This is a genomic window from Erwinia sp. AC075 (assembly GCF_979253995.1).
In genome coordinates this window covers 1,036,602-1,057,480 of the sequence record NZ_CEEDEU010000001.1, presented here as the reverse complement: position 1 = coordinate 1,057,480, position 20,879 = coordinate 1,036,602, and the positions used below count along the sequence as shown (strand labels likewise).

The window sequence follows — 20,879 nt, the reverse complement described above, 5'->3', positions numbered from 1 at the left end:
CGGCGATTTAACAAGAAAAACGCCCTGAGCTGCGCCTAATCAAGCCAGAGTGCGCTTTAGTTTGCAGATTGGTTAACGATCACTTAACGTGAGTGCCGACGATATTGACCTGACAGGAGTTGTAAACGTGCTCTATGTAATTTACGCGGAAGACAATGCTGATTCTCTCGAGAAGCGTACCGCTGTACGCCCTGCTCACCTTGCGCGTCTGCAACTATTGCAGGATGAAGGTCGGCTGATTGTGGCTGGCCCAATGCCAGTGGTGGACAGTAACGAGCCAGGCAAAGCGGGCTTTAGCGGCTCAACGGTTATTGCTGAGTTCCCGTCACTGGAAGAGGCGCAGTCCTGGGCGCAGGATGACCCTTATATCGCCGCAGGCGTGTATAAGCAGGTTGCGGTGAAGCCTTTCAAACGCGTGTTCTGATTACGCGGATAAATCAGGATATTCAATCGGTTGTGATGATTGAATAGAGCCAGAAAATCCAATCGGTACACATCTAAGTACCCACCGTTTTTCTGGCTCATCATTTCATATTCACGTTTATATCGTCAGCCGGCGCATCAGTAACGGGCAATGAAAGGGCAGATAATTGACCTATGAATAGGGCTGCGGTGGGTTAGCGGGTTCGATGGCATATTGAGGAGAGCAGACGGAATGGGCGCTCTTGCCGGGGGCTAAACGTGGTGGAGCCGCATTTGCATTTCTACGGTTTCAACAACCTGGTGCCTTCAGTCATTCACCCTCTCTACTTGTCGGAGTTGCGTATGAAGTTTGTCCTGGCCACTGAGGGGCATTAAACGCCGGCTAAAAATGCCCGCACGCATAATATTGCTCCCTTCCGTTGTTAGAAGTCCTGACTCACACTTCACGTACCAGGCGGGAGCGACCTCACCACTGATATCGCTTTTACTTGGGCCTAAAAAATTGATCAGTTCGACAATTTTACCTATGTTTTCTGAAACATTGGCGGAAATGATCATCGCCAACCCTCCGGGCTGCATCTTACTCATCAAACTCTCCACATCCCCAGGAACTTCTGTTTCGAAAAAATGCCGCAGCCATTATACGGGCCATTTTGATGATGAGAATAGGTATCATTACTTACATAATTAATGCCTGTGATCATGCCCTGATCCCTATCGGTTTTTCCCCTCTCTTGCTTACGTTCGGCTCTTATTGCGTAAAACGAATCAAGCTCTTTATGGGAGGTGGCGTAATTAACGTGGAGGGGTTATCACAGATGTAAAAATAAAAATGACATCGCATAGCTGATTTGAGGGTTCTGCTCAGCGATGGTCGGCACGCATTATCTGTTCTGCATTATGAGACAGGCAATAAAGAGTAACTCACTGTCATTATGGATTTGCAGAAGATGCAGAGTGCGCCGTGGGGATTCTTGCTGGTGACATTGTGCATGGAGAAACGAAACTGGCTGCCGCAACATGATGGGCATTGGTATTTTAACTTAGAGATAGAAACCTACTTTTTTTGCTTAAGAGACAACACCCTAACATCAAAACACGTTCTCGTCACCCCTTGTCACCGAGTTGAAGCCGACAAACGCCTATTTAATGACGCGCCTGGTGTTTGCCGGGTACATTACCTGGAAAGCGATCGTCCCGGCAAATTATTTCAAGGGATCTGGGTAATGAAAAGAATAGACCGGCGTTGTTGCTGGCTCACCTGGTGGCGGATGAGATGCATCCGGCCATATCTGCGGGATTGCCCTTCCAGCCAGCGTGCTCTGCGCCGCTGAATCTGCCGTGACATGCGCCAGCGTGCAACTTCATTTCTACTCCGTCTCATCTTGCCCTCTTCGCTTGAAAAACTCGCGCCGCATTATAGACCTTTCTTAATGCCCGCCAGGTCCGATGACTTTAAAAAGGAAAAGGTTTCGCCTGCTGTCATCAACACGTAAACTCCCTCTATTCAAGCGTGAACAGGACTTCCACTTACATGACGACATTTTATTCAGTACTCAGCTGGCTGCTGGTATTTGGCTACTGGCTGCTGATCGCCGGGGTTACGCTACGTATCCTGATGAAGCGCCGCGCCGTACCGTCTGCCATGGCCTGGCTACTGATTATTTATATTCTGCCGCTTGTAGGGATCATCGCCTATCTGTCGTTCGGTGAGCTGCATCTGGGTAAACGCCGCGCCGAGCGCGCCCGCACCATGTGGCCGTCAACCGCCCGGTGGCTGAATGATTTAAAGTCCTGTCACCACATCTTCTCGCATGAAAACAGCGATGTGGCACGTTCCCTGTTCCAGCTGTGTGAAAATCGTCAGGGCATTGCCGGCGTGAAAGGCAATCAGCTGCAGCTGCTCACGTCTACCGATGAAACGCTTAAGGCGTTAGTGCGTGATATCCAGTTGGCACGCCATAATATCGAGATGGTGTTCTATATCTGGCAGCCAGGCGGCCTGGCCGATGAGGTTGCAGAATGCCTGATGGCCGCAGCGCGTCGTGGCGTGCATTGCCGACTGATGCTGGATTCAGCCGGTAGCGTGCAGTTCTTCCGTAGCCCGTGGGCGGCAATGATGCGCAATGCCGGTGTGGATGTGGTGGAGTCACTTAAGGTCAGCCTGTGGCGCGTGTTTTTACGCCGCATGGATCTGCGTCAGCACCGCAAAATCGTGCTAATTGATAATTACATCGCGTATACCGGCAGTATGAACCTGGTCGATCCGCGTTACTTTAAGCAGGATGCCGGCGTAGGTCAGTGGATCGATTTGATGGCCCGTATGGAAGGCCCCGTTGCCACCGCCATGGGCATCATCTACTCCTGTGACTGGGAGATTGAGACCGGTAAACGCATATTGCCGCCACCGCCCGACGGCAACATCATGCCGTTTGAAGAGGAAAGCGGTCATACCATCCAGGTGATCGCTTCCGGGCCCGGCTTCCCGGAAGACCTGATCCATCAGGCGTTGCTCACCGCGGTGTATGCCGCCCGTGAGCAGCTGATTATGACCACGCCCTACTTTGTACCCAGCGATGATTTGCTGCATGCCATCTGCACCGCCGCGCTGCGCGGCGTCGACGTCAGCATTATTGTGCCGCGCCATAACGATTCAATGCTGGTTGGCTGGGCGAGCCGGGCCTTTTTTGCCGAGCTGCTGGCCGCCGGCGTGAAGATTTACCAGTTTGAAGACGGTCTGCTGCATACCAAGAGCGTGCTGGTCGATGGTCAGCTCAGTCTGGTGGGCACGGTGAATCTCGATATGCGCAGCCTGTGGCTGAATTTTGAAATCACCATGGTCATTGACGATGATGGTTTTGGTGGCGATCTGGCCCGCGTACAGGATGATTATATCGCCCGATCGCGGCTGGTTGATGGCCAGCGTTGGTCAAGACGTGCCTACTGGCAGCGTATTGTTGAACGACTGTTTTACTTCTTTAGTCCGTTGCTGTAAAACGAGCGGAATTGCACAGCGCCCGCAGGGGCATTATGGGAAATGTTATGGATTTGAATAACCGCCTTACCGAAGATGAAACCCTTGAACAGGCCTACGATATTTTCCTGGAGCTGGCGGGTGATAATCTTGATCCAGCCGATATCATTTTGTTCAATCTTCAGTTTGAGGAGCGCGGCGGCGCCGAACTCTTCGATCCTTCAGAAGACTGGTCTGAGCATGTGGATTATGATCTGAACCCGGACTTCTTCTGTGAAGTGGTTATTGGTCTGGGCGATGCTGATGGCGAGCCGATCAATGATGTCTTTGCCCGCGTGCTGCTGTGCCGTGAGAAAGACAACAAGCTGTGCCATATCCTGTGGCGTGAATAATTTTTTCAGTGCAGAGTGTTAAAAGGCCGGGCAAATTGCCCGGCCTTTTTCGTTTGGCTTATAGCGGATCGACCTTAAGACAGGACACCGCATGATGGAAGCTTCCCTCCAGCAACGGACGGGTTATCGCGCATTCCGGTCCGGCAATCGGGCAGCGCGTTCTGAATACGCAGCCTGACGGCGGATTGATTGGCGAAGGCAGTTCCCCTTCCAGCAGCTGAATCACCTTGTTTTTTTCCAGGTCCGGATCGGGGATCGGCACGGCTGACATCAAGGCTCTGGTGTAAGGATGCTGTGGATTCTGATACACCTCTTTATAGGTACCCAGCTCCACCGCATGGCCCAGATACATCACCAGTACGCGGTCGGAAATATGCTTGACTACCGCCAGGTCATGCGCGATGAAAATCAGTGACAGGCCCATTTCACGCTGCAGTTTCTGCAACAGATTGACCACCTGCGCCTGAATCGACACGTCCAGCGCAGAAACCGGTTCATCACAGATGATCAGTTTTGGCTCGAGGATCAATGCACGGGCAATACCGATTCGCTGACACTGGCCGCCGGAGAATTCATGGGGATAACGGTTGATCAGGTTTGGCAGCAGGCCCACCTTCATCATCATCGTTTTTACCCGCTCCTTCACTTCCTGGCGCGGCATTTTAGGATGGTAGGTGCGCAATGGCTCCGCGATGATATCGCCAATGTTCATACGTGGATTCAGTGAAGCCAGCGGATCCTGGAATATCATCTGGATATCGCTGCGCGCTCTGCGCCACTCTTCTTCACTCTGCCCCAGCAGATCGCGACCCAGCCAGGCAACGCGCCCTTCGGTAGCCTTGACCAGTCCGATGATGGCGCGCGCCAGCGTCGACTTGCCGCAACCGGATTCACCGACCACGCCTAACGTCTCACCTTCGTACAGGCGCAGGCTGACACCATCAACGGCTTTCAGGGTTTTTGACGGTTGCCAGAACCACTGCTTACCGTCTTTGATATCAAAATGGACTTTGAGATCGGCAATTTCTAACAGAACTTTCTTTTCAGCTACCGCGCTCATACCAGCTCCTCCACGGGTTTAAAGCAGGCACGCAGGCGTCCTTCACCAAATGGCTCCAGCGGCGGCGCGGTGGAACAGATTTCCATCGCATGTTGGCAACGAGGCTGGAACGGACAGCCTTTTGGTAAACGCAGCAGGTTTGGTGGATTACCGGAGATGGTCACTAACGAGTCACCTTCCTCTGCATCCAGACGGGGCACCGCATTCAGTAAACCAATCGAGTAAGGATGCGTTGGCTGATAGAACACGTCACGTGCGGTGCCATATTCCATCGTTCTTCCGGCATACATCACCAGCACGCGGTCACAGATCCCGGCGACGACACCCAGATCGTGGGTGATCATAATGATGGCGGTATTGAATTCGCGTTTCAGATCGTTCAGCAGCGTCATGATCTGCGCCTGCACCGTCACATCCAGCGCGGTGGTCGGCTCATCTGCAATCAGCAGCTTCGGCTTGCACAGCAGCGCCATGGCAATCATTACGCGCTGGCGCATGCCGCCGGAGAATTCATGTGGATACATCTTCATTCGCTTGCGCGCTTCCGGCATTTTCACCGCATCCAGCATCCGCACTGACTCTTCGAAGGCCTGAGCACTGTTCATGCCCTTGTGCAGCTTCAGCACTTCCATCAGCTGTTCACCGACCTTCATATACGGGTTCAGTGAAGTCATCGGGTCCTGGAAGATCATCGCAATCTGCTCGGCACGCAGTCTGTTCAGCTTATTCTCTGGCAGATTGAGGATTTCATTGCCATTAAACAGCGCAGAGCCGCCAATGCGGCCGTTGTTCGCCAACAGCCCCATCAGGGCAAAGGCCGTCTGTGATTTTCCGGAACCGGACTCACCCACGATGCCAAGGGTTTCACCGGCACGCAGGTTAAAGTTCAAATCGTTCACGGCAGTGACATCACCGTCTGGCGTACCAAAGGTGACGCGCAGATCTTTTACGTCCAGCAGAAGGTCGGTTCCCGCTTTTTTTGCCATTGCTGGCTGCATTTCAATTACGCTCATCGGGAAACTCCTTAACGATCTTTCGGGTCGAGGGCATCACGCAGGCCATCGCCGATAAAGTTGAAACAGAACAGCGTCACCACCAGGAAACCGGCCGGGAACATCAGCAGCCATGGCGAGACTTCCATGGAGTTCGCCCCGTCGCTCAGCAGCGCGCCCCAGCTACTCAGCGGCTCCTGGGTGCCCAGGCCAAGGAAGCTCAGGAAGGACTCAAACAGGATCATGCTTGGCACCAGCAGCGAGGCGTACACCACCACCACGCCCAGTACGTTCGGCACGATGTGACGCAGTACGATGCTGAAGGTGGAGACCCCGCCAACGTGGGCGGCTTCAATAAACTCTTTGCGCTTCAGGCTCAGGGTTTGGCCGCGCACAATACGCGCCATATCCAGCCAGGAAACCAGGCCGATAGCGACGAAAATCAGCAGAATATTGCGGCCGAAGAAGGTCACCAACAGGATCACGAAGAACATGAACGGGAAGGAGTTAAGGATTTCCAGCAGGCGCATCATCACCGAGTCGGTTTTGCCGCCCAGATAGCCTGCCAGCGAGCCGTACAGCGTGCCGACCAGCACCGCCACCAGCGCAGAAGCAATCCCCACCATCAGCGAGATACGTCCGCCAATCGCCACACGCACCAGCAGATCGCGGCCCGATGAATCGGTGCCGAAGTAGTGTTTTGACACCATATCCGGCGCAGCTGACATCATGCCCCAGTCGGTATCGTCATAGGTAAAGGACGACAGCATCGGCGCAAAGATGACAAACAGGGCAATCAACAGCAGCACGACCAGGCTGGCTAAGGCGGCACGGTTGTGGATAAAGCGTCGACGCGCATCCTGCCACAGGCTACGGCCTTCTATTTCCAGCTTTTCGCTGAAGGCTTCGAGAGCTTCGCTCTTTTTCTTACTCAACATCATGGCGAGCTCCGCGATTAATAACGAATTTTTGGATCGATAACGGCATACAGCACGTCAACAATCGCATTGAACAGAATGGTCAGCACACCTACCAGAATGGTCAGGCTCAGCACCAGCGAGTAGTCGCGGTTTAATGCGCCATTCACAAACAGCTGACCGATACCCGGCAGACCATAAATGGTTTCGATCACCATCGAACCGGTGATGATCCCGACAAAGGCCGGCCCGAGGTACGAGAGCACCGGCAGCATGGCGGGTTTCAGCGCATGGCGCAGCACGATGCGGCGCATCGGTAACCCTTTGGCGCGTGCCGTACGGATAAAGTTAGAGTGCAGAACCTCAATCATTGAGCCGCGGGTAATACGCGCGATGCTGGCGATATAGGCCAGTGACAGAGCGACCATCGGCAGGATCATATATTTGACCTCGCCACCGTTCCAGCCACCGCCCGGCAGCCATTTCAACGCTATCGCGAAGATCAGAACCAGCAACGGCGCAACCACGAAGCTGGGTATCACCACGCCGGTCATTGCCACCCCCATCACCACAAAGTCCCACTTGGTGTTCTGCTTTAATGCGGCGATGACGCCAGCAGCTACCCCGAGGATCACCGCGAGAAGAAATGCAGCCAGTCCCAGTTTTGCGGAGACCGGGAACGCATGGCCGACCAGATAGTTAACCGAATAGTCTTTGTATTTGAACGAAGGACCGAAATCTCCGTGGGCCAGCTGCACCAGATAGTTGGTGTACTGCTTCCAGATCGGATCGTTCAGATGGTATTTGGCTTCGATATTGGCCATCACCTCAGGCGACAGCGTGCGTTCACCGGTAAAAGGACTTCCCGGTGCTAAGCGCATCATAAAGAAGGAGATAGTAATCAGAATAAGTAACGTCGGAATCGCTTCCAGAAAACGACGAAAGATGAATTTTACCATTGCCCGTACCTGCTGGCTTGTGCCTCAGCACTGCTTAAAATATACACGCTGGGGGAAGGTCGCCCTTCCCCCAAATTGTTGCGATTAATGCTTGATGATATACAGATTTTTGTCGTACACGTTGTCCAGCGCATCTTTACCGGTGTAGCCACCGACGTAGGTTTTCACCAGACGGGCGTTCACGTAGTAGTAGACCGGAACGATTGCTGAGTCTTTATCAAGGATTTGCTCGGCTTTGGCGTACAGGTCGCTACGGCTTTTCTCATCACTGGCTTTCGCAGAATCGGCCATCACTTTATCGAATGCCGCTGACTTATAGTGAGCCGTGTTGGAGCTGCTGTCAGAAATCATGGTGTTCAGGAACGAGCTCGGTTCGTTGTAGTCCGCGCACCATGCGGCACGGGAAACGTCAAAGTTGCCCTGGTGACGCGTATCCAGGAAGGTTTTCCACTCCTGGTTGTTCAGCTTGATGTTCACGCCGAGGTTTTTCTTCCAGATCGACGAGGCGGCAATCGCCAGCTTTTTGTGCAGATCGGAAGTGTTATACAGCAGCTCGAAGGTCAGTGGCTTGTCGGCAGTGTAGCCCGCTTCCGCCAGCAGTTTTTTCGCTTCGGCATTACGTTTGTCCTGAGACCAGCTGAACCACTCTGGCTTGGTCAGGTTGGCACCGTCGGTGGCTGGCGGCGTGTAGCTGTAGGCCGGCAGTTGACCCTGTGCCAGCACCTTGTTAACCATGATGTCACGGTCCAGGCCCAGCTTCAGCGCTTCACGAACGCGTGGGTCGGTGAATGGTGCTTTCTGGTTGTTGATTTCGTAGTAGTAAGTACACAGGTACGGATCAACATGCAGCTCTTTCGGGTTATCGCGCTGCAGTTTTTTGAACAGCTCGATTGGCATGTTGTTGTAGGTCATGTCGCTGCCATCGTTACTGAAGTAGCGGTTAACGTCGCTGACTTCAGACGAAATTGGCAGGAAAGTCACTTTATCCAGTTTGGTGTTGGCGTTGTCCCAGTAGTCCGGGTTACGCACGACCACGATACGTTCGTTGATCACGTGCGCCTGTAATTTGAACGCGCCGTTACCGACCCAGTTTTCCGGCTGAGTCCACTTCTCACCGAATTTGTCCACGGCTGGTTTATAAACCGGAGACATGGATGGGTGGATCAGTAATTTGAAGAAGTAAGGAACCGCTTCGCTCAGCGTCACCTGTAAGGTGTTGGCATCCAGCGCCTTCACGCCCAGTGTGTCAGGGCTTTTCTTGCCGGCGATGATGTCATCGATGTTTTCCAGATGACCGTATTGCAGGTAACTGGCATAGGGCGACGCGGTTTTAGGATCGGCCAGGCGCTGCCAGCTATAAACGAAGTCCTGCGCGGTTACAGGCTCACCGTTGGACCATTTGGCATTCTTACGCAGATGGAAGGTCCAGACTTTGCCGTCTTTGTTTTCCCAGCTTTCTGCCACGCCAGGGATTGGATGCCCCTGAGTATCACTGATCACCAGACCTTCAAGCAGGTCACGGCTGACGTTGGATTCAGGCACACCTTCAATTTTGTGTGGGTCAAGGGACTGAACTTCATCGCCATTGCCCTTTACCAGCTCCTGTTTTGCCGCTAAATCGACGCCCGCAGGCACCGTAGCAGCCATAGCCAGATTGCCTGCCAGCGCAGTCATAATGCCAAGAGCAATCAGGCTTTTTTTCGTGATGTTGGTCATGAGTTACCTACTCCAGTTTTTATCATTGCTAATGTGGTCTGAATAATCATCAGCTACCCCCGTTATCGGGTTATTTGCCTGGCGAACCGGAACGTGGATCCGCCTGGTGATGGTGCTTTACCCTGCCTGTTTCTTTCTTTGCGATCGGTCGAAAACGTTCGCCCAATCTCAATGCTTAACGATGTAAAAATACTTCACGTCGGTCAGATCCTGAGGATCTTTGCCGGTAAACCCGCCAACCCAGGGTTTTACCAAGCGTGCGCTGACGCGGTAATAAACCGGCACGATAGCCGAATCACGATCGAGCTGCTGTTCAGCCTGCTGATAAACGGCCGGACGCTCACGATCAGAAACGGTCAGTGATTTCGCGATCAGCGCATCGAATTTGTCGCTTTTATAAAACGCCGTATTGCTGGAAGAGTTGCTTAACATGGCGTTGAGGAAAGTCGAGGGTTCGTTGTAATCCGAACACCAGGTTGCACGCGCCACGTCGAAATTCCCCTGATGACGGGTATCGAGCATGGTTTTCCATTCCTGGTTATCCAGCGAGACTTTGGCCCCCAGGTTTTTACTCCACATTGATGCAGCGGCAATGGCCTGCTTTTTATTAACATCAGAGGTGTTGTAAAGCAGGCTGAAGGTCAGTGGTTTCGCGCTGCTGTAACCGGCTTCCGCCAGCAGTTTTTTGGCCTGCTCGTTACGCTGCTGCTGAGTCAGCTTCATCCAGTCTGGCTGGGTTAATTCGGCACCATCAATAAACGGCGGCGTGAAGCCACCGGCCGGGATCTGTCCCTGGCCCATAATTTTGTCGGTGATGATGCTGCGGTCGAGCGTCAACTTCACCGCGGTACGTACCCGGGGATCGTTAAACGGCGCGCGTTTGTTGTTCAGCTCATAATAGAAGGTGCAAAGCAACGGGCTGATGCGCACCTGCGTGCCCAGCGTTTTCTTCAGCGTTGGGAATAAATCCGGCGGTAAAGCGCTGTTGGTCATGTCGATTTCACCGCTACGGTAGCGGTTAACGTCGCCGGACTCTGACGCGATCGGTAGGAAGGTGGCGGTTTCAATCACCGATTTGGCATTGTTCCAATACAGCGGGTTGCGCTTGACCACGATCTTCTCGTTAATCACCCACTCACCTAACGTATAGGCGCCGTTACCAACATAGTGGCCCGGCAGTGTCCACTGCTCGCCCCACTGCTCTATCGCCTTGCGATAGACCGGTTTCAGCGAGGTATGCGCGGTTAGGGCGATAAAATAAGGAACGGGTTCGCTCAGGGTCACCTGAAGATGGCGATCGTCCAGCGCCTTCACGCCCAGCTCACTGGCCGGCTTCTTCCCCGCCAGGATGTCATCGATATTTTCAATATGGGCATATTGCAGGTAGCTGGCATAAGGCGAAGCCGTTTTTGGATCGACCAGACGCTGCCAGCTGTAGACAAAATCAGCGGCGGTGACAGGCTCACCATTGCTCCACTTTGCGTCAGCACGCAGGGTGAACGTCCAGACTTTCCCCTGCTCGCTTTGCCAGCTTTCCGCCACGCCCGGAACCACATGCCCGTTGTTGTCAGTGGTTGTCAGACCTTCCAGCAGGTTCAGAATGATGTTGCTTTCCGGCACACCCTCAACTTTTTGCGGATCCAGTGAAGACACTTCCGTGCCGTTGTTAATCACCATGGACTGCTGTGCGGCCAGGTTAATACCTGCGGGTACTGAAGCGGCCATTGCGCTGCCGGTACCGATAGTCAAACTCAAGATAACGGCCTGACTCAGATGCTGACGGGAAAACGGAATGCATTTCATTAAGCGTTGATAACCTGTGTTCGTGGATCGGCAGCCAAATCGGAAAAAGTGGTAGTCAATTGCACATCCGATGCCAGTTTTAAACAAAGCATTCGAAAACTATCAGAACGCTGATTTTTACGCCAAAGCAAAATGACAAAAATGTTACCTAATTCTCTTTTATCACAACTAATTAATATGATGAAATGTTATTTAACAAGTGAAATTAACACATAACCTAATGATAAATAGATAGTTAAGTGCATTAACGCCTATAAAACACCCACTTTGACTGGTGTCATAGTGCAAAATTTAATCTAATTTCTTCACTTCGCGCTGTTTTCAGCTTTAGATATTACGATGATGGTTTTTTACAGGATATAAATCTGGTAATGCGCTACTGACGCTGCGATATACAGTGTTAAAAAAGTAACAATTCATCAATAAGCATTGCTGGATGAGGGAGTTGCAGACGTTTGCAGTAATTACATTAATAACCGCAACGGCAAGTTAAGCGAAATGAATAATTGCACTAACACAGTGCTTAAAAAGGCCCATTTGCACTGATTTGGTGCTTCATTTTGTTGCAGCCAAAAAAAAAGCGCAGATTATGCGCTTTTCAGGGGGTTTTTCAGTGCGGGTTTTTTTACGTGACTAATCCCGGGAATAAAGCCCGCAATCCGGTGACCACAAACTCAATACCTAATGCCATCAGCAACAGGCCCATAATACGGGTGATGACGTTTATACCCGTCTGACCCAGCACTCTGACCATCAGAGGGGCTGCCCTGAATAACAGCCAGCAGCAGAACGCAAACAGGGCAATTGCCACGCTGAATCCCAACAGGTTTTGCCAGCTGTGATAACGGGTACTCCAGACGATGGTTGAGCTGATCGCACCCGGCCCAGCCATTAAAGGCAACGCCAGCGGAACCACGCCAATACTTTCTCTGATCGCGGACTCTGATTTTTCTTGTTTGTTCTGCTTATCTTCGCCCAGTTTCCCGCTGATCATAGACATCGCAATCGTCACCACCAGGATCCCGCCGGCAATACGGAAGGAATCGATAGAGATGCCAAAGATATGCAGGATGCCATCACCGAGAAACAGCGAGGTCCAGAGGATAATCGCCACCGATACGTTGGCGGTCAGATTGGTTTTATTACGGGCAGCTGCAACCTGATAACTGGTCATGCTGATAAACACCGGAATGATCCCCACCGGATTCACCAGAGCAAACAGCCCAACAAAAAATTTGATATAGCCGGAAAGGTCTAAAAGTGCCGGATTCACGTGATGCTCCTGAAAGGGCCAATTTACTGGCGGCTAATGTACGGGAAAACCCCTGGGTTTGCCATGGCATTACTTCGAATTTTCATCTGGATTAACGCGCATTTATCAGTGCTTTTCACTGTCTTTCAGGCTGCATAAGGTTCTTAAGATCTGCCGCGCAAAACGTAACGACACTTATTCAAACCCCATCCTCGCAAAGGCGATAATTGTTGCTGCTGAAAGGTGTCAGCTTGGGGTAAAGATGATCTAAATCAAAATTGGCTTACCTCTAAGTGAGTAAGCTTTGAATCACCAAATGGAGTGGTAAGTCGATGCCCTGGTCGTGGTGAGTAAAGTCAGGTGCAGACTCTTTCAGTAAACCTGTAGAACTTTTTAGCAGGAATTCAAGTTAGTCACAGCGAGATCACAACACATTAACAACGCATGACTATACTTCCTGATTCTGACTTGTTTACTAATAGAGTTTAACTTCCATCAGGAGATGCATTATGGCCGTTACTAATGTTGCTGAACTTAACGCACTTGTTGAACGTGTTAAAAAAGCACAGCGCGAATACGCCAACTTCACTCAAGAGCAGGTCGACAAAATTTTCCGTGCCGCAGCGTTAGCTGCAGCAGATGCACGCATTCCACTGGCCAAAATGGCCGTTGCGGAATCCGGTATGGGGATCGTTGAAGACAAAGTTATCAAAAACCACTTCGCTTCCGAATACATCTATAACGCTTACAAAGACGAAAAAACCTGCGGTATTCTCGGTACTGATGAGACCTTCGGCACCATCACTATCGCTGAACCTATCGGCCTGATCTGCGGTATCGTGCCAACGACTAACCCAACTTCTACCGCCATCTTCAAAGCGCTGATCAGCCTCAAAACCCGTAACGGCATTATCTTCTCACCACATCCAAGAGCGAAAGACGCGACCAATAAAGCGGCCGATATTGTGCTGCAGGCTGCTATCGCCGCCGGTGCGCCAAAAGATATCATCGGCTGGATCGATGCCCCGTCTGTTGAGCTGTCAAACCAGCTGATGCACCACCCAGAGATAAACCTGATCCTTGCGACCGGTGGTCCAGGCATGGTTAAAGCGGCCTACAGCTCCGGTAAACCAGCAATTGGTGTGGGTGCAGGTAATACCCCGGTAGTTATCGATGAAACGGCAGATATCAAGCGTGCTGTGGCATCTATCCTGATGTCCAAAACCTTCGATAACGGCGTAATCTGTGCGTCTGAGCAGTCCGTCATCGTGGTCGACTCCGCTTATGACGCGGTTCGCGAGCGTTTCGCCAGCCACGGCGGCTACATGCTGCAGGGCAGCGATTTAAAAGCTGTGCAGGATATCATCCTGAAAAACGGTGGGCTGAATGCCGCTATCGTGGGCCAGCCAGCGGTGAAAATTGCCGAGATGGCCGGCATCAACGTGCCTCCAAGCACCAAGATTCTGATTGGCGAAGTGCAGCTGGTTGATGAATCCGAGCCCTTCGCCCATGAAAAACTCTCTCCTACCCTTGCCATGTACCGTGCGAAAGATTTCCACGATGCGGTTAGCAAAGCGGAAAAACTGGTCGCTATGGGCGGTATCGGTCACACCTCTTGTCTGTACACCGACCAGGATAACGAGCGTGAGCGTGTTAACTACTTCGGCGACAAAATGAAGACCGCACGTATCCTGATTAACACCCCGGCTTCACAGGGTGGTATCGGTGACCTGTACAACTTTAAACTGGCGCCGTCTCTGACGCTGGGCTGTGGTTCCTGGGGTGGTAACTCCATTTCTGAAAACGTCGGACCTAAACATCTGATCAACAAGAAAACCGTGGCTAAGCGAGCAGAGAATATGTTGTGGCATAAACTTCCTAAGTCTATCTACTTCCGTCGCGGCTCATTGCCTATCGCTCTTGAAGAAGTGGCGACCGATGGAGCAAAACGCGCCTTTATCGTCACTGACCGCTATCTGTTCAACAACGGTTACGCTGATCAGGTGGTGTCAGTGCTGAAATCTCACGGCATTGAAACTGAAGTGTTCTTCGAAGTAGAAGCTGACCCAACGCTGAGCATTGTGCGTAAAGGGGCTGAGCAGATGAACTCCTTCAAACCTGATGTGATTATCGCCCTGGGCGGCGGTTCACCGATGGACGCCGCGAAAATCATGTGGGTGATGTACGAACATCCGGAAACCCACTTTGAAGAACTGGCGCTGCGCTTTATGGATATCCGTAAACGCATCTACAAATTCCCGAAAATGGGCGTGAAAGCAAAAATGATTGCTATCACTACCACCTCCGGTACCGGTTCAGAAGTGACACCATTTGCGGTAGTGACCGACGATGCTACTGGCCAGAAATATCCGCTGGCTGACTATGCGCTGACCCCGGACATGGCGATTGTCGATGCCAACCTGGTGATGAACATGCCTAAGTCACTCTGTGCCTTCGGCGGTCTGGATGCGGTTACCCACTCTCTGGAAGCCTATGTGTCTGTGCTGGCCAATGAGTACTCTGATGGTCAGGCGCTGCAAGCGCTGAAACTGTTGCAGGAAAACCTGCCGGCCAGTTACAACGAAGGCGCGAAAAACCCGGTAGCCCGTGAGCGTGTGCACAATGCTGCCACCATCGCCGGTATCGCGTTTGCCAACGCCTTCCTTGGGGTTTGCCACTCAATGGCCCACAAACTGGGTTCAGAGTTCCATATTCCACACGGTCTGGCTAACGCCCTGCTGATTTGTAACGTTATCCGCTATAACGCTAACGATAACCCAACCAAACAGACAGCATTCAGTCAGTACGATCGTCCGCAGGCTCGTCGTCGTTATGCCGAAGTGGCTGACCATCTGCGTCTGAGCGCACCTGGTGACCGTACGGCGCAGAAAATTGAGAAACTGCTGGCCTGGCTGGAAGAGATGAAAGCGCAACTGGGTATCCCTAAATCAATCCGCGAGGCTGGCGTACAGGAAGCTGATTTCCTGGCGAAAGTCGATAAGCTGGCTGAAGATGCCTTCGATGACCAGTGTACCGGTGCTAACCCACGCTATCCGCTGATTGCTGAGCTAAAACAAATCATGCTGGATACTTTCTACGGCGTTGAGTACCAGGAAGTGTTTGCCAACATCGCCGAAGCGATTGAAGCCCAACCGGTCGCGGTTAAGAAAGTCGAAAAGAAAGTGAAAAAGTAAAAGTTGCTTAAAAAAAACCCGCCAACCGGCGGGTTTTTTATTGGCGCAATTCGTAAGAAAAACTAATCAACCTTTGAAATAACATGCAGGCTTAGTTTTCTCATAAACTACCTGGATGACGGTCTTTATTTAATCCCGTTCTTACCATGTACTGCCTGTAAACATCCCTGCTCTATCGCTGCTTTGTAATGCTTTCTACAGACGGACACGTAACGCTCATTGCCACCAATGACAACCTGTTCACCTTCTTTAAAAGGTGCGCCATTTTGATCTAACCTTAATACCATTCCCGCTTTTCTTCCGCAGTGACAAACGGTTTTTAATTCAACCAGCTTATCTGACCAGGCTAATAAGTACTGGCTACCGGTAAATAATTCACCGCGAAAATCTGTACGCAATCCATAACAGAGTACAGGTATATCCAGATTATCTACTACATCAGATAAGGCTTTTACCTGTTCACGGGTAAGAAACTGGCTTTCATCGACTAACACACAGTGAACCGGTTCCAGCAGATGCTGAGCGCTAATCTCATCAAAAAGTGCCGACTCGTTATTATACAATTTCGCGGGTGAAGACAGGCCTATTCTCGAACTCACCTTGCCCGAACCGAATCGGTTGTCAATCTCGGCGGTGTAGACGATAGTCCGCATCCCCCGCTCCTGGTAGTTATAAGACGACTGCAACAGGGCGGTAGATTTGCCGGCGTTCATCGCGGAATAGTAGAAATACAGCTGAGCCATTTGCGCTCGCTCCCTTAGGAATGTTTCGAAGAATGCTCAGAATTGTACCACAGGGTACTACGGTCGAAAGGGCTTTAATCATCACGCAACGGTGACGCGACGGGCGTGAGAAAATGTACAACCTGCTGACAATGTTGTTGAAATATCCCTTCTTTTTCCAGATTTAGTTTTTCCAGTCTTTGTCACTTTTAGGCATTAAACGAATAAAAAGGCTAAATCGACTCTGCTAATATTCGCGGAATTTCCTGAAAGATATTGCTGTAAACCTGAAAAAATGTCCGCGGTTTACCTGGCTGATTTTATTATACAAGGCGTGAACGCCCGTCGGGCTTTGTCTTACATCTGATAGCGATTACAAAGCAGGCATTATTTTTAGCAGCCAGCCTTTTATGCGGATTAATTACAACAGGGGCAGTTGGCGGATTTTCCTTATTCTGAAATCCTTACAAAATTAACTATTGCAGTTCGTATTTACGCACTCTATTATTATCGGGCAGAACAATTCTCCCACCTTTATAATTTTTGAGATTCATATAATGAGCGAAGCACTTAAAATTTTGAACAACATTCGTACCCTGCGTGCTCAAGCCAGAGAATGTACCCTGGAAACGCTGGAAGAGATGCTGGAAAAACTGGAAGTTGTTGTTAATGAGCGCCGCGAAGAAGAAAGCCATGCTCAGGCTGAAAACCAGGAACGCACACGCAAGCTGCAGCAGTATCGCGAAATGCTGATTGCTGATGGCATCGATCCTAACGAATTGCTGTCCACCCTGGCCGCTGTTAAAGCACCAGGCAAAGCAAAACGCGCTGCCCGTCCGGCCAAATACAAATATACTGATGAAAATGGCGAAGCGAAAACCTGGACAGGTCAGGGTCGTACTCCAGCCGTGATCAAAAAAGCTATCGAAGAACAAGGTAAGCAGCTGGACGATTTCCTGCTGTAATCGTGACTTCAAGTGCTTCTGAGAAACCCATCCTTGCGATGGGTTTTTTATTACCCATTTTCAAGCCATCACTTTTCCCAAAGCAAAAAAAAAAGGAGCCTCAGCCCCTTTATCCTACGCTGCCGATCGTTCAGACCTTATAGAAAGAACGATACCAACTGACAAAGTTAGCAATCCCTTCTTCGACACCGGTTTGAGGTTTAAAGCCAATGGCATTAAACAGCGCACGAGTATCAGCGCTGGTTTCCAGCACGTCACCCGGTTGCATTGGCAGCATGTTCTTCTTCGCACTGATGCCTAACGCCTTCTCCAGCGCCTCTATATACGCCATCAGCGTGACAGGGTTGCTGTTACCAATATTGTATACGCAATACGGCGCTGAGCTGCTTGCAGGGCTCCCCTGCTCAACGGTCCAGTCTGGGTTCGCTTGCGGGATCACATCCTGCAGGCGAACAATCGCTTCGGCGATATCATCAATGTAGGTGAAGTCGCGGCGCATCTGGCCATTGTTGTAGACATCAATTTGTTCTCCGGCCAGCATGGCGCGGGTGAACTTAAATAAAGCCATGTCCGGCCTTCCCCATGGGCCATATACGGTGAAGAACCGCAGCCCGGTGGTTGGAATACCGTACAGGTGAGAATAGGTGTGGGACATTAATTCGTTGGCCTTCTTGGTTGCCGCATACAGCGACACAGGATGGTCAACGGAGTCATCGGTAGAGAATGGCATCTTATTGTTCAGCCCATAAACGGAACTGGATGAGGCATACAATAAGTGGCCAATGTGATTATGTCGGCACCCTTCAAGAATATTCAGGTGACCAATCAGATTCGCATCTGCATAAGCTAAAGGATTATCGAGCGAATAACGTACACCAGCCTGAGCACCCAAATGAATAACACGCTCAAAAGCCTGGTCGTGGAACAGTTGGGCGATGCCCTCTCTGTCAGCAAGATCCAGCTTGATAAAGGTAAACTGCGCATGAGGCTCAAGAAGTTTGAGGCGGGCAAGTTTCAGGTTAACGTCATAATAGTCATTCAGGTTGTCGATACCGACAACCTGGTGACCGGCGGACAGCAGGCGCTCCGCTACGTGGAAGCCAATAAATCCTGCTGCGCCGGTTACCAGATATTTCATACTGCCCTCGTTAGTTATGCAATTTGGATAGAAGCGCCGCGGCCGATTGCATAATAAACAAAACCGCGCTTACTGATTCTTTCTGGATCATACAGGTTACGACCATCAAAAATCACGGGTTCTTTCAGAGCATTTTTAATGACATCAAAATCCGGTGCACGGAAGTTCTGCCATTCGGTACAGATGACCAGGCCATCAGCACCTTGCAGAGCGGCTTCTTTGGTTCCCATCAGCTTCAAATCGCTGCGATGGCCATAGACGCGCTGTGCTTCGTCCATTGCTTCCGGGTCGAAAGCCTGAACGGAAGCACCTGCCTGCCAGAGTGCTTCCATCAGCACACGGCTTGACGCTTCACGCATGTCATCGGTGTTTGGCTTGAAAGAAAGCCCCCACAGTGCAAAAGTTTTGCCCTGCAGATTGTCACCGAAATGACGTTTGATGAAGGTTGGCAGCTTGTTCTTCTGCGAATCGTTGACGTCTTCAACCGCCTGCAACAGACGTGGCTTGTAACCAATCTGTTCTGCAGTGCGGATCAGCGCCTGAACGTCTTTCGGGAAGCAGGATCCGCCATAGCCGCAGCCAGGATAGATGAAGGAGTAACCGATACGGGAGTCAGAACCAATGCCCTGACGCACTTTCTCGATATCTGCACCCAGGCGTTCTGCCAGGTTGGAGATCTCATTCATAAAGCTGATTTTAGTGGCCAGCATGCAGTTTGCCGCATACTTGGTCAGCTCAGCACTACGAATATCCATTAAAATCATGCGATCATGATTGCGGTTGAAGGGCTCGTACAGCTCGCGCAGCAGCTCAACAACTTCATCATTGTCTGTACCCACAACAATACGCTCAGGACGCATACAGTCGCTGACTGCTGCACCTTCCTTGAGGAATTCAGGGTTAGACACCACATCAAACGCAATCTCAGCACCACGTGCTTTCAGCGTCTCTTCCATTACCGCACGAACACGGTCTGCCGTTCCAACAGGAACCGTAGACTTGTCGATCACAACTTTGTGATCCTGCATGTGTTCTGCGATGGTGCGTGCTACAGCGGTAACATATTTCAGATCCGCAGAGCCGTCTTCATCCGGAGGTGTTCCCACGGCGATAAACTGCATCGTACCGTGATTCACACCTTCTTCCGCGTTGGTGGAGAACTTGAGGCGACCGCTCTCATAGTTCTGCATCACCAGAGGCGTCAGGCCCGGTTCAAAAATAGGAATGATCCCTTTCTTCAGATTCTCGACTTTACTTGCGTCGACATCGATACAAAGAACGTCATGTCCGACTTCGGCCAGAACCGCAGCCTGAACCAGACCAACATAGCCGATACCAAATACGGTGACTTTCATTGAATTGTCCCGGTTAGAAATTAAATTTACTTACTATTGCCAACAGTGCTTTCGAGCCACTCTTTAAAGTCGCTACCCAGAGAATCGTGACGTACGCCGTATTCAACGAAAGCCTGCATGTAGCCCAGCTTGTTACCACAGTCATGGCTCACGCCTTTCAGGTGATAAGCTTCTACAGTCGATTTTTCCATCAGCATAGCAATGGAGTCAGTCAGCTGAATTTCATCACCTGCACCTGGAGGCGTTTTCGCCAGCAGTGGCCAGATATCAGCAGACAGAACATAACGGCCAACAACCGCCAGGTTTGAAGGGGCTTTATCCGCTTTAGGCTTCTCAACCACACCGACCATCGGTGCGCTCTGACCAGCAGACAGTTCAGCACCCTGGCAGTCAACCACACCGTAAGCTGTTACGTCAGCAACTGGCTCAACCATGATCTGGCTGCGGCCGGTTTCATCGAAACGACGCATCATATCGGCCAGGTTCTCAGTAGCCAGGTTTGATTCGTATTCATCGATGATTACGTCAGGCAGGATAACGGCGAAAGGTTCGTCACCGACAACCGGGTAAGCACACATTACTGCGTGGCCCAGACCTTTAGCCAGACCCTGACGGACCTGCATGATGGTTACGTGTGGCGGGCAAATAGACTGGATTTCTTCCAGCAACTGACGCTTAACACGTTTTTCCAACATCGATTCCAGCTCGAAACTGGTGTCGAAGTGGTTTTCGATGGCGTTTTTAGAGGAGTGCGTTACCAGCACAATCTCAGTGATCCCAGCTGCGATACATTCGTTAACGACATACTGAATTAACGGCTTATCAACCAGTGGCAACATTTCTTTTGGAATGGCTTTGGTTGCAGGCAACATACGCGTTCCCAAACCAGCTACAGGGATAACCGCTTTTTTTACTTTGGACTTATAGGCAGACATCTAAGTACCTCTCTTTATAGGCCGTTCAAGTTATTACTTGATATGTCGAGTTAAAAACGAGATGAGTATACCAGTGGAACCC

Annotated in this window: 19 protein-coding genes; 5 read left to right on the top strand and 14 right to left on the bottom strand. The window is 51.1% G+C overall.

The genetic code is table 11. The annotated features are described in order from the left end of the window. The first annotated feature begins 127 nt into the window (after nucleotides 1–127). Nucleotides 128–424, top strand: a complete 297-nt coding sequence (locus AC0IXH_RS04970; RefSeq protein WP_013202408.1) for a YciI family protein — start codon at nucleotides 128–130, stop codon at nucleotides 422–424. Nucleotides 425–729: 305 nt separating this feature from the next. Here AC0IXH_RS04970 and AC0IXH_RS04965 read toward each other — a convergent pair whose 3' ends face one another. The 3 genes from AC0IXH_RS04965 to AC0IXH_RS04955 form a co-directional block, all read right to left on the bottom strand. Beyond that, entirely contained in the window at nucleotides 730–1,011 is a 282-nt protein-coding gene (locus AC0IXH_RS04965) for a hypothetical protein (protein ID WP_134824266.1), read from the bottom strand. A 310-nt stretch (nucleotides 1,012–1,321) separates the two neighbouring features. Then, nucleotides 1,322–1,474, bottom strand: a complete 153-nt coding sequence (ymcF, locus tag AC0IXH_RS04960; protein WP_105759746.1) for a cold shock small protein YmcF — start codon at nucleotides 1,472–1,474, stop codon at nucleotides 1,322–1,324. A 159-nt stretch (nucleotides 1,475–1,633) separates the two neighbouring features. Further along, entirely contained in the window at nucleotides 1,634–1,807 is a 174-nt protein-coding gene (locus tag AC0IXH_RS04955; protein WP_134824267.1) for a YciY family protein, read from the bottom strand. A 150-nt stretch (nucleotides 1,808–1,957) separates the two neighbouring features. Between AC0IXH_RS04955 and cls the strand changes: the two genes are divergently transcribed. Both cls and AC0IXH_RS04945 read left to right on the top strand, forming a co-directional pair. Next, on the top strand, nucleotides 1,958–3,418 hold the full coding sequence (cls, locus tag AC0IXH_RS04950; protein ID WP_013202410.1) for a cardiolipin synthase: 1,461 nt from the start codon (nucleotides 1,958–1,960) through the stop codon (nucleotides 3,416–3,418). Nucleotides 3,419–3,465: 47 nt separating this feature from the next. Continuing rightward, nucleotides 3,466–3,789 (top strand): HI1450 family dsDNA-mimic protein, encoded by a 324-nt coding sequence (locus tag AC0IXH_RS04945; RefSeq protein WP_041692021.1) that lies wholly within the window; start codon nucleotides 3,466–3,468, stop codon nucleotides 3,787–3,789. 58 nt (nucleotides 3,790–3,847) lie between these two features. On the opposite strand, the gene oppF is transcribed toward AC0IXH_RS04945, so the two are convergent. The 7 genes from oppF to AC0IXH_RS04910 all read right to left on the bottom strand — a co-directional run bounded on the left by oppF (nucleotide 3,848) and on the right by AC0IXH_RS04910 (nucleotide 12,509). Then, entirely contained in the window at nucleotides 3,848–4,849 is a 1,002-nt protein-coding gene (gene oppF, locus AC0IXH_RS04940; protein ID WP_134824269.1) for a murein tripeptide/oligopeptide ABC transporter ATP binding protein OppF, read from the bottom strand. Next, nucleotides 4,846–5,862, bottom strand: coding sequence for an ABC transporter ATP-binding protein (gene oppD, locus AC0IXH_RS04935; protein WP_013202413.1), 1,017 nt, complete (start codon nucleotides 5,860–5,862; stop codon nucleotides 4,846–4,848). The genes oppF and oppD overlap by 4 nt, the downstream gene beginning before the upstream one ends. A gap of 11 nt (nucleotides 5,863–5,873) precedes the next feature. After that, the gene (gene oppC / locus AC0IXH_RS04930) at nucleotides 5,874–6,782 is read right to left on the bottom strand and encodes an oligopeptide ABC transporter permease OppC (protein WP_053142822.1); all 909 of its coding nucleotides are present in this window, start codon (nucleotides 6,780–6,782) and stop codon (nucleotides 5,874–5,876) included. 14 nt (nucleotides 6,783–6,796) lie between these two features. Next, nucleotides 6,797–7,717, bottom strand: coding sequence for an oligopeptide ABC transporter permease OppB (gene oppB / locus AC0IXH_RS04925; RefSeq protein WP_013202415.1), 921 nt, complete (start codon nucleotides 7,715–7,717; stop codon nucleotides 6,797–6,799). Nucleotides 7,718–7,801: 84 nt separating this feature from the next. Beyond that, entirely contained in the window at nucleotides 7,802–9,433 is a 1,632-nt protein-coding gene (gene oppA / locus AC0IXH_RS04920) for an oligopeptide ABC transporter substrate-binding protein OppA (protein ID WP_013202416.1), read from the bottom strand. 168 nt (nucleotides 9,434–9,601) lie between these two features. After that, nucleotides 9,602–11,158 (bottom strand): ABC transporter substrate-binding protein, encoded by a 1,557-nt coding sequence (locus tag AC0IXH_RS04915; protein ID WP_371732192.1) that lies wholly within the window; start codon nucleotides 11,156–11,158, stop codon nucleotides 9,602–9,604. A 703-nt stretch (nucleotides 11,159–11,861) separates the two neighbouring features. Next, nucleotides 11,862–12,509, bottom strand: a complete 648-nt coding sequence (locus AC0IXH_RS04910) for a YchE family NAAT transporter (protein WP_013202418.1) — start codon at nucleotides 12,507–12,509, stop codon at nucleotides 11,862–11,864. A gap of 488 nt (nucleotides 12,510–12,997) precedes the next feature. Here AC0IXH_RS04910 and adhE point away from each other — a divergent pair, with 488 nt between their 5' ends. Further along, entirely contained in the window at nucleotides 12,998–15,682 is a 2,685-nt protein-coding gene (gene adhE, locus AC0IXH_RS04905) for a bifunctional acetaldehyde-CoA/alcohol dehydrogenase (protein WP_013202419.1), read from the top strand. Nucleotides 15,683–15,807: 125 nt separating this feature from the next. Here adhE and tdk read toward each other — a convergent pair whose 3' ends face one another. Then, nucleotides 15,808–16,425: a thymidine kinase gene (tdk, locus tag AC0IXH_RS04900; protein WP_013202420.1), complete on the bottom strand. Its 618-nt coding sequence runs from the start codon at nucleotides 16,423–16,425 to the stop codon at nucleotides 15,808–15,810. A gap of 536 nt (nucleotides 16,426–16,961) precedes the next feature. Here tdk and hns point away from each other — a divergent pair. Then, on the top strand, nucleotides 16,962–17,369 hold the full coding sequence (gene hns, locus AC0IXH_RS04895) for a histone-like nucleoid-structuring protein H-NS (RefSeq protein WP_013202421.1): 408 nt from the start codon (nucleotides 16,962–16,964) through the stop codon (nucleotides 17,367–17,369). Nucleotides 17,370–17,499: 130 nt separating this feature from the next. On the opposite strand, the gene AC0IXH_RS04890 is transcribed toward hns, so the two are convergent. From AC0IXH_RS04890 to galU, 3 genes are read right to left on the bottom strand one after another with little or no spacing between them, the layout of a single operon-like run. Further along, nucleotides 17,500–18,507, bottom strand: a complete 1,008-nt coding sequence (locus AC0IXH_RS04890) for an NAD-dependent epimerase (protein ID WP_471720058.1) — start codon at nucleotides 18,505–18,507, stop codon at nucleotides 17,500–17,502. 14 nt (nucleotides 18,508–18,521) lie between these two features. Then, complete coding sequence (locus AC0IXH_RS04885; protein ID WP_053142809.1) at nucleotides 18,522–19,862, bottom strand: UDP-glucose dehydrogenase family protein; 1,341 nt, start codon at nucleotides 19,860–19,862, stop codon at nucleotides 18,522–18,524. Between the two features lie 26 nt (nucleotides 19,863–19,888). Next, the gene (galU, locus tag AC0IXH_RS04880; protein WP_053142807.1) at nucleotides 19,889–20,797 is read right to left on the bottom strand and encodes a UTP--glucose-1-phosphate uridylyltransferase GalU; all 909 of its coding nucleotides are present in this window, start codon (nucleotides 20,795–20,797) and stop codon (nucleotides 19,889–19,891) included. Between the last annotated feature and the right edge of the window lie 82 nt (nucleotides 20,798–20,879).

Bases quoted from the DNA above. Each gene is read 5' to 3' on its own strand.
- AC0IXH_RS04965 (WP_134824266.1), bottom strand. From the start codon at position 1,011: ATGAGTAAGATGCAGCCCGGAGGGTTGGCGATGATCATTTCCGCCAAT.
- AC0IXH_RS04955 (WP_134824267.1), bottom strand. From the start codon at position 1,807: ATGAGACGGAGTAGAAATGAAGTTGCACGCTGGCGCATGTCACGGCAG.
- cls (WP_013202410.1), top strand. From the start codon at position 1,958: ATGACGACATTTTATTCAGTACTCAGCTGGCTGCTGGTATTTGGCTAC.
- AC0IXH_RS04945 (WP_041692021.1), top strand. From the start codon at position 3,466: ATGGATTTGAATAACCGCCTTACCGAAGATGAAACCCTTGAACAGGCC.
- oppF (WP_134824269.1), bottom strand. From the start codon at position 4,849: ATGAGCGCGGTAGCTGAAAAGAAAGTTCTGTTAGAAATTGCCGATCTC.
- oppD (WP_013202413.1), bottom strand. From the start codon at position 5,862: ATGAGCGTAATTGAAATGCAGCCAGCAATGGCAAAAAAAGCGGGAACC.
- oppC (WP_053142822.1), bottom strand. From the start codon at position 6,782: ATGATGTTGAGTAAGAAAAAGAGCGAAGCTCTCGAAGCCTTCAGCGAA.
- oppB (WP_013202415.1), bottom strand. From the start codon at position 7,717: ATGGTAAAATTCATCTTTCGTCGTTTTCTGGAAGCGATTCCGACGTTA.
- oppA (WP_013202416.1), bottom strand. From the start codon at position 9,433: ATGACCAACATCACGAAAAAAAGCCTGATTGCTCTTGGCATTATGACT.
- AC0IXH_RS04915 (WP_371732192.1), bottom strand. From the start codon at position 11,158: ATGGCCGCTTCAGTACCCGCAGGTATTAACCTGGCCGCACAGCAGTCC.
- adhE (WP_013202419.1), top strand. From the start codon at position 12,998: ATGGCCGTTACTAATGTTGCTGAACTTAACGCACTTGTTGAACGTGTT.
- tdk (WP_013202420.1), bottom strand. From the start codon at position 16,425: ATGGCTCAGCTGTATTTCTACTATTCCGCGATGAACGCCGGCAAATCT.
- hns (WP_013202421.1), top strand. From the start codon at position 16,962: ATGAGCGAAGCACTTAAAATTTTGAACAACATTCGTACCCTGCGTGCT.
- AC0IXH_RS04890 (WP_471720058.1), bottom strand. From the start codon at position 18,507: ATGAAATATCTGGTAACCGGCGCAGCAGGATTTATTGGCTTCCACGTA.
- AC0IXH_RS04885 (WP_053142809.1), bottom strand. From the start codon at position 19,862: ATGAAAGTCACCGTATTTGGTATCGGCTATGTTGGTCTGGTTCAGGCT.
- galU (WP_053142807.1), bottom strand. From the start codon at position 20,797: ATGTCTGCCTATAAGTCCAAAGTAAAAAAAGCGGTTATCCCTGTAGCT.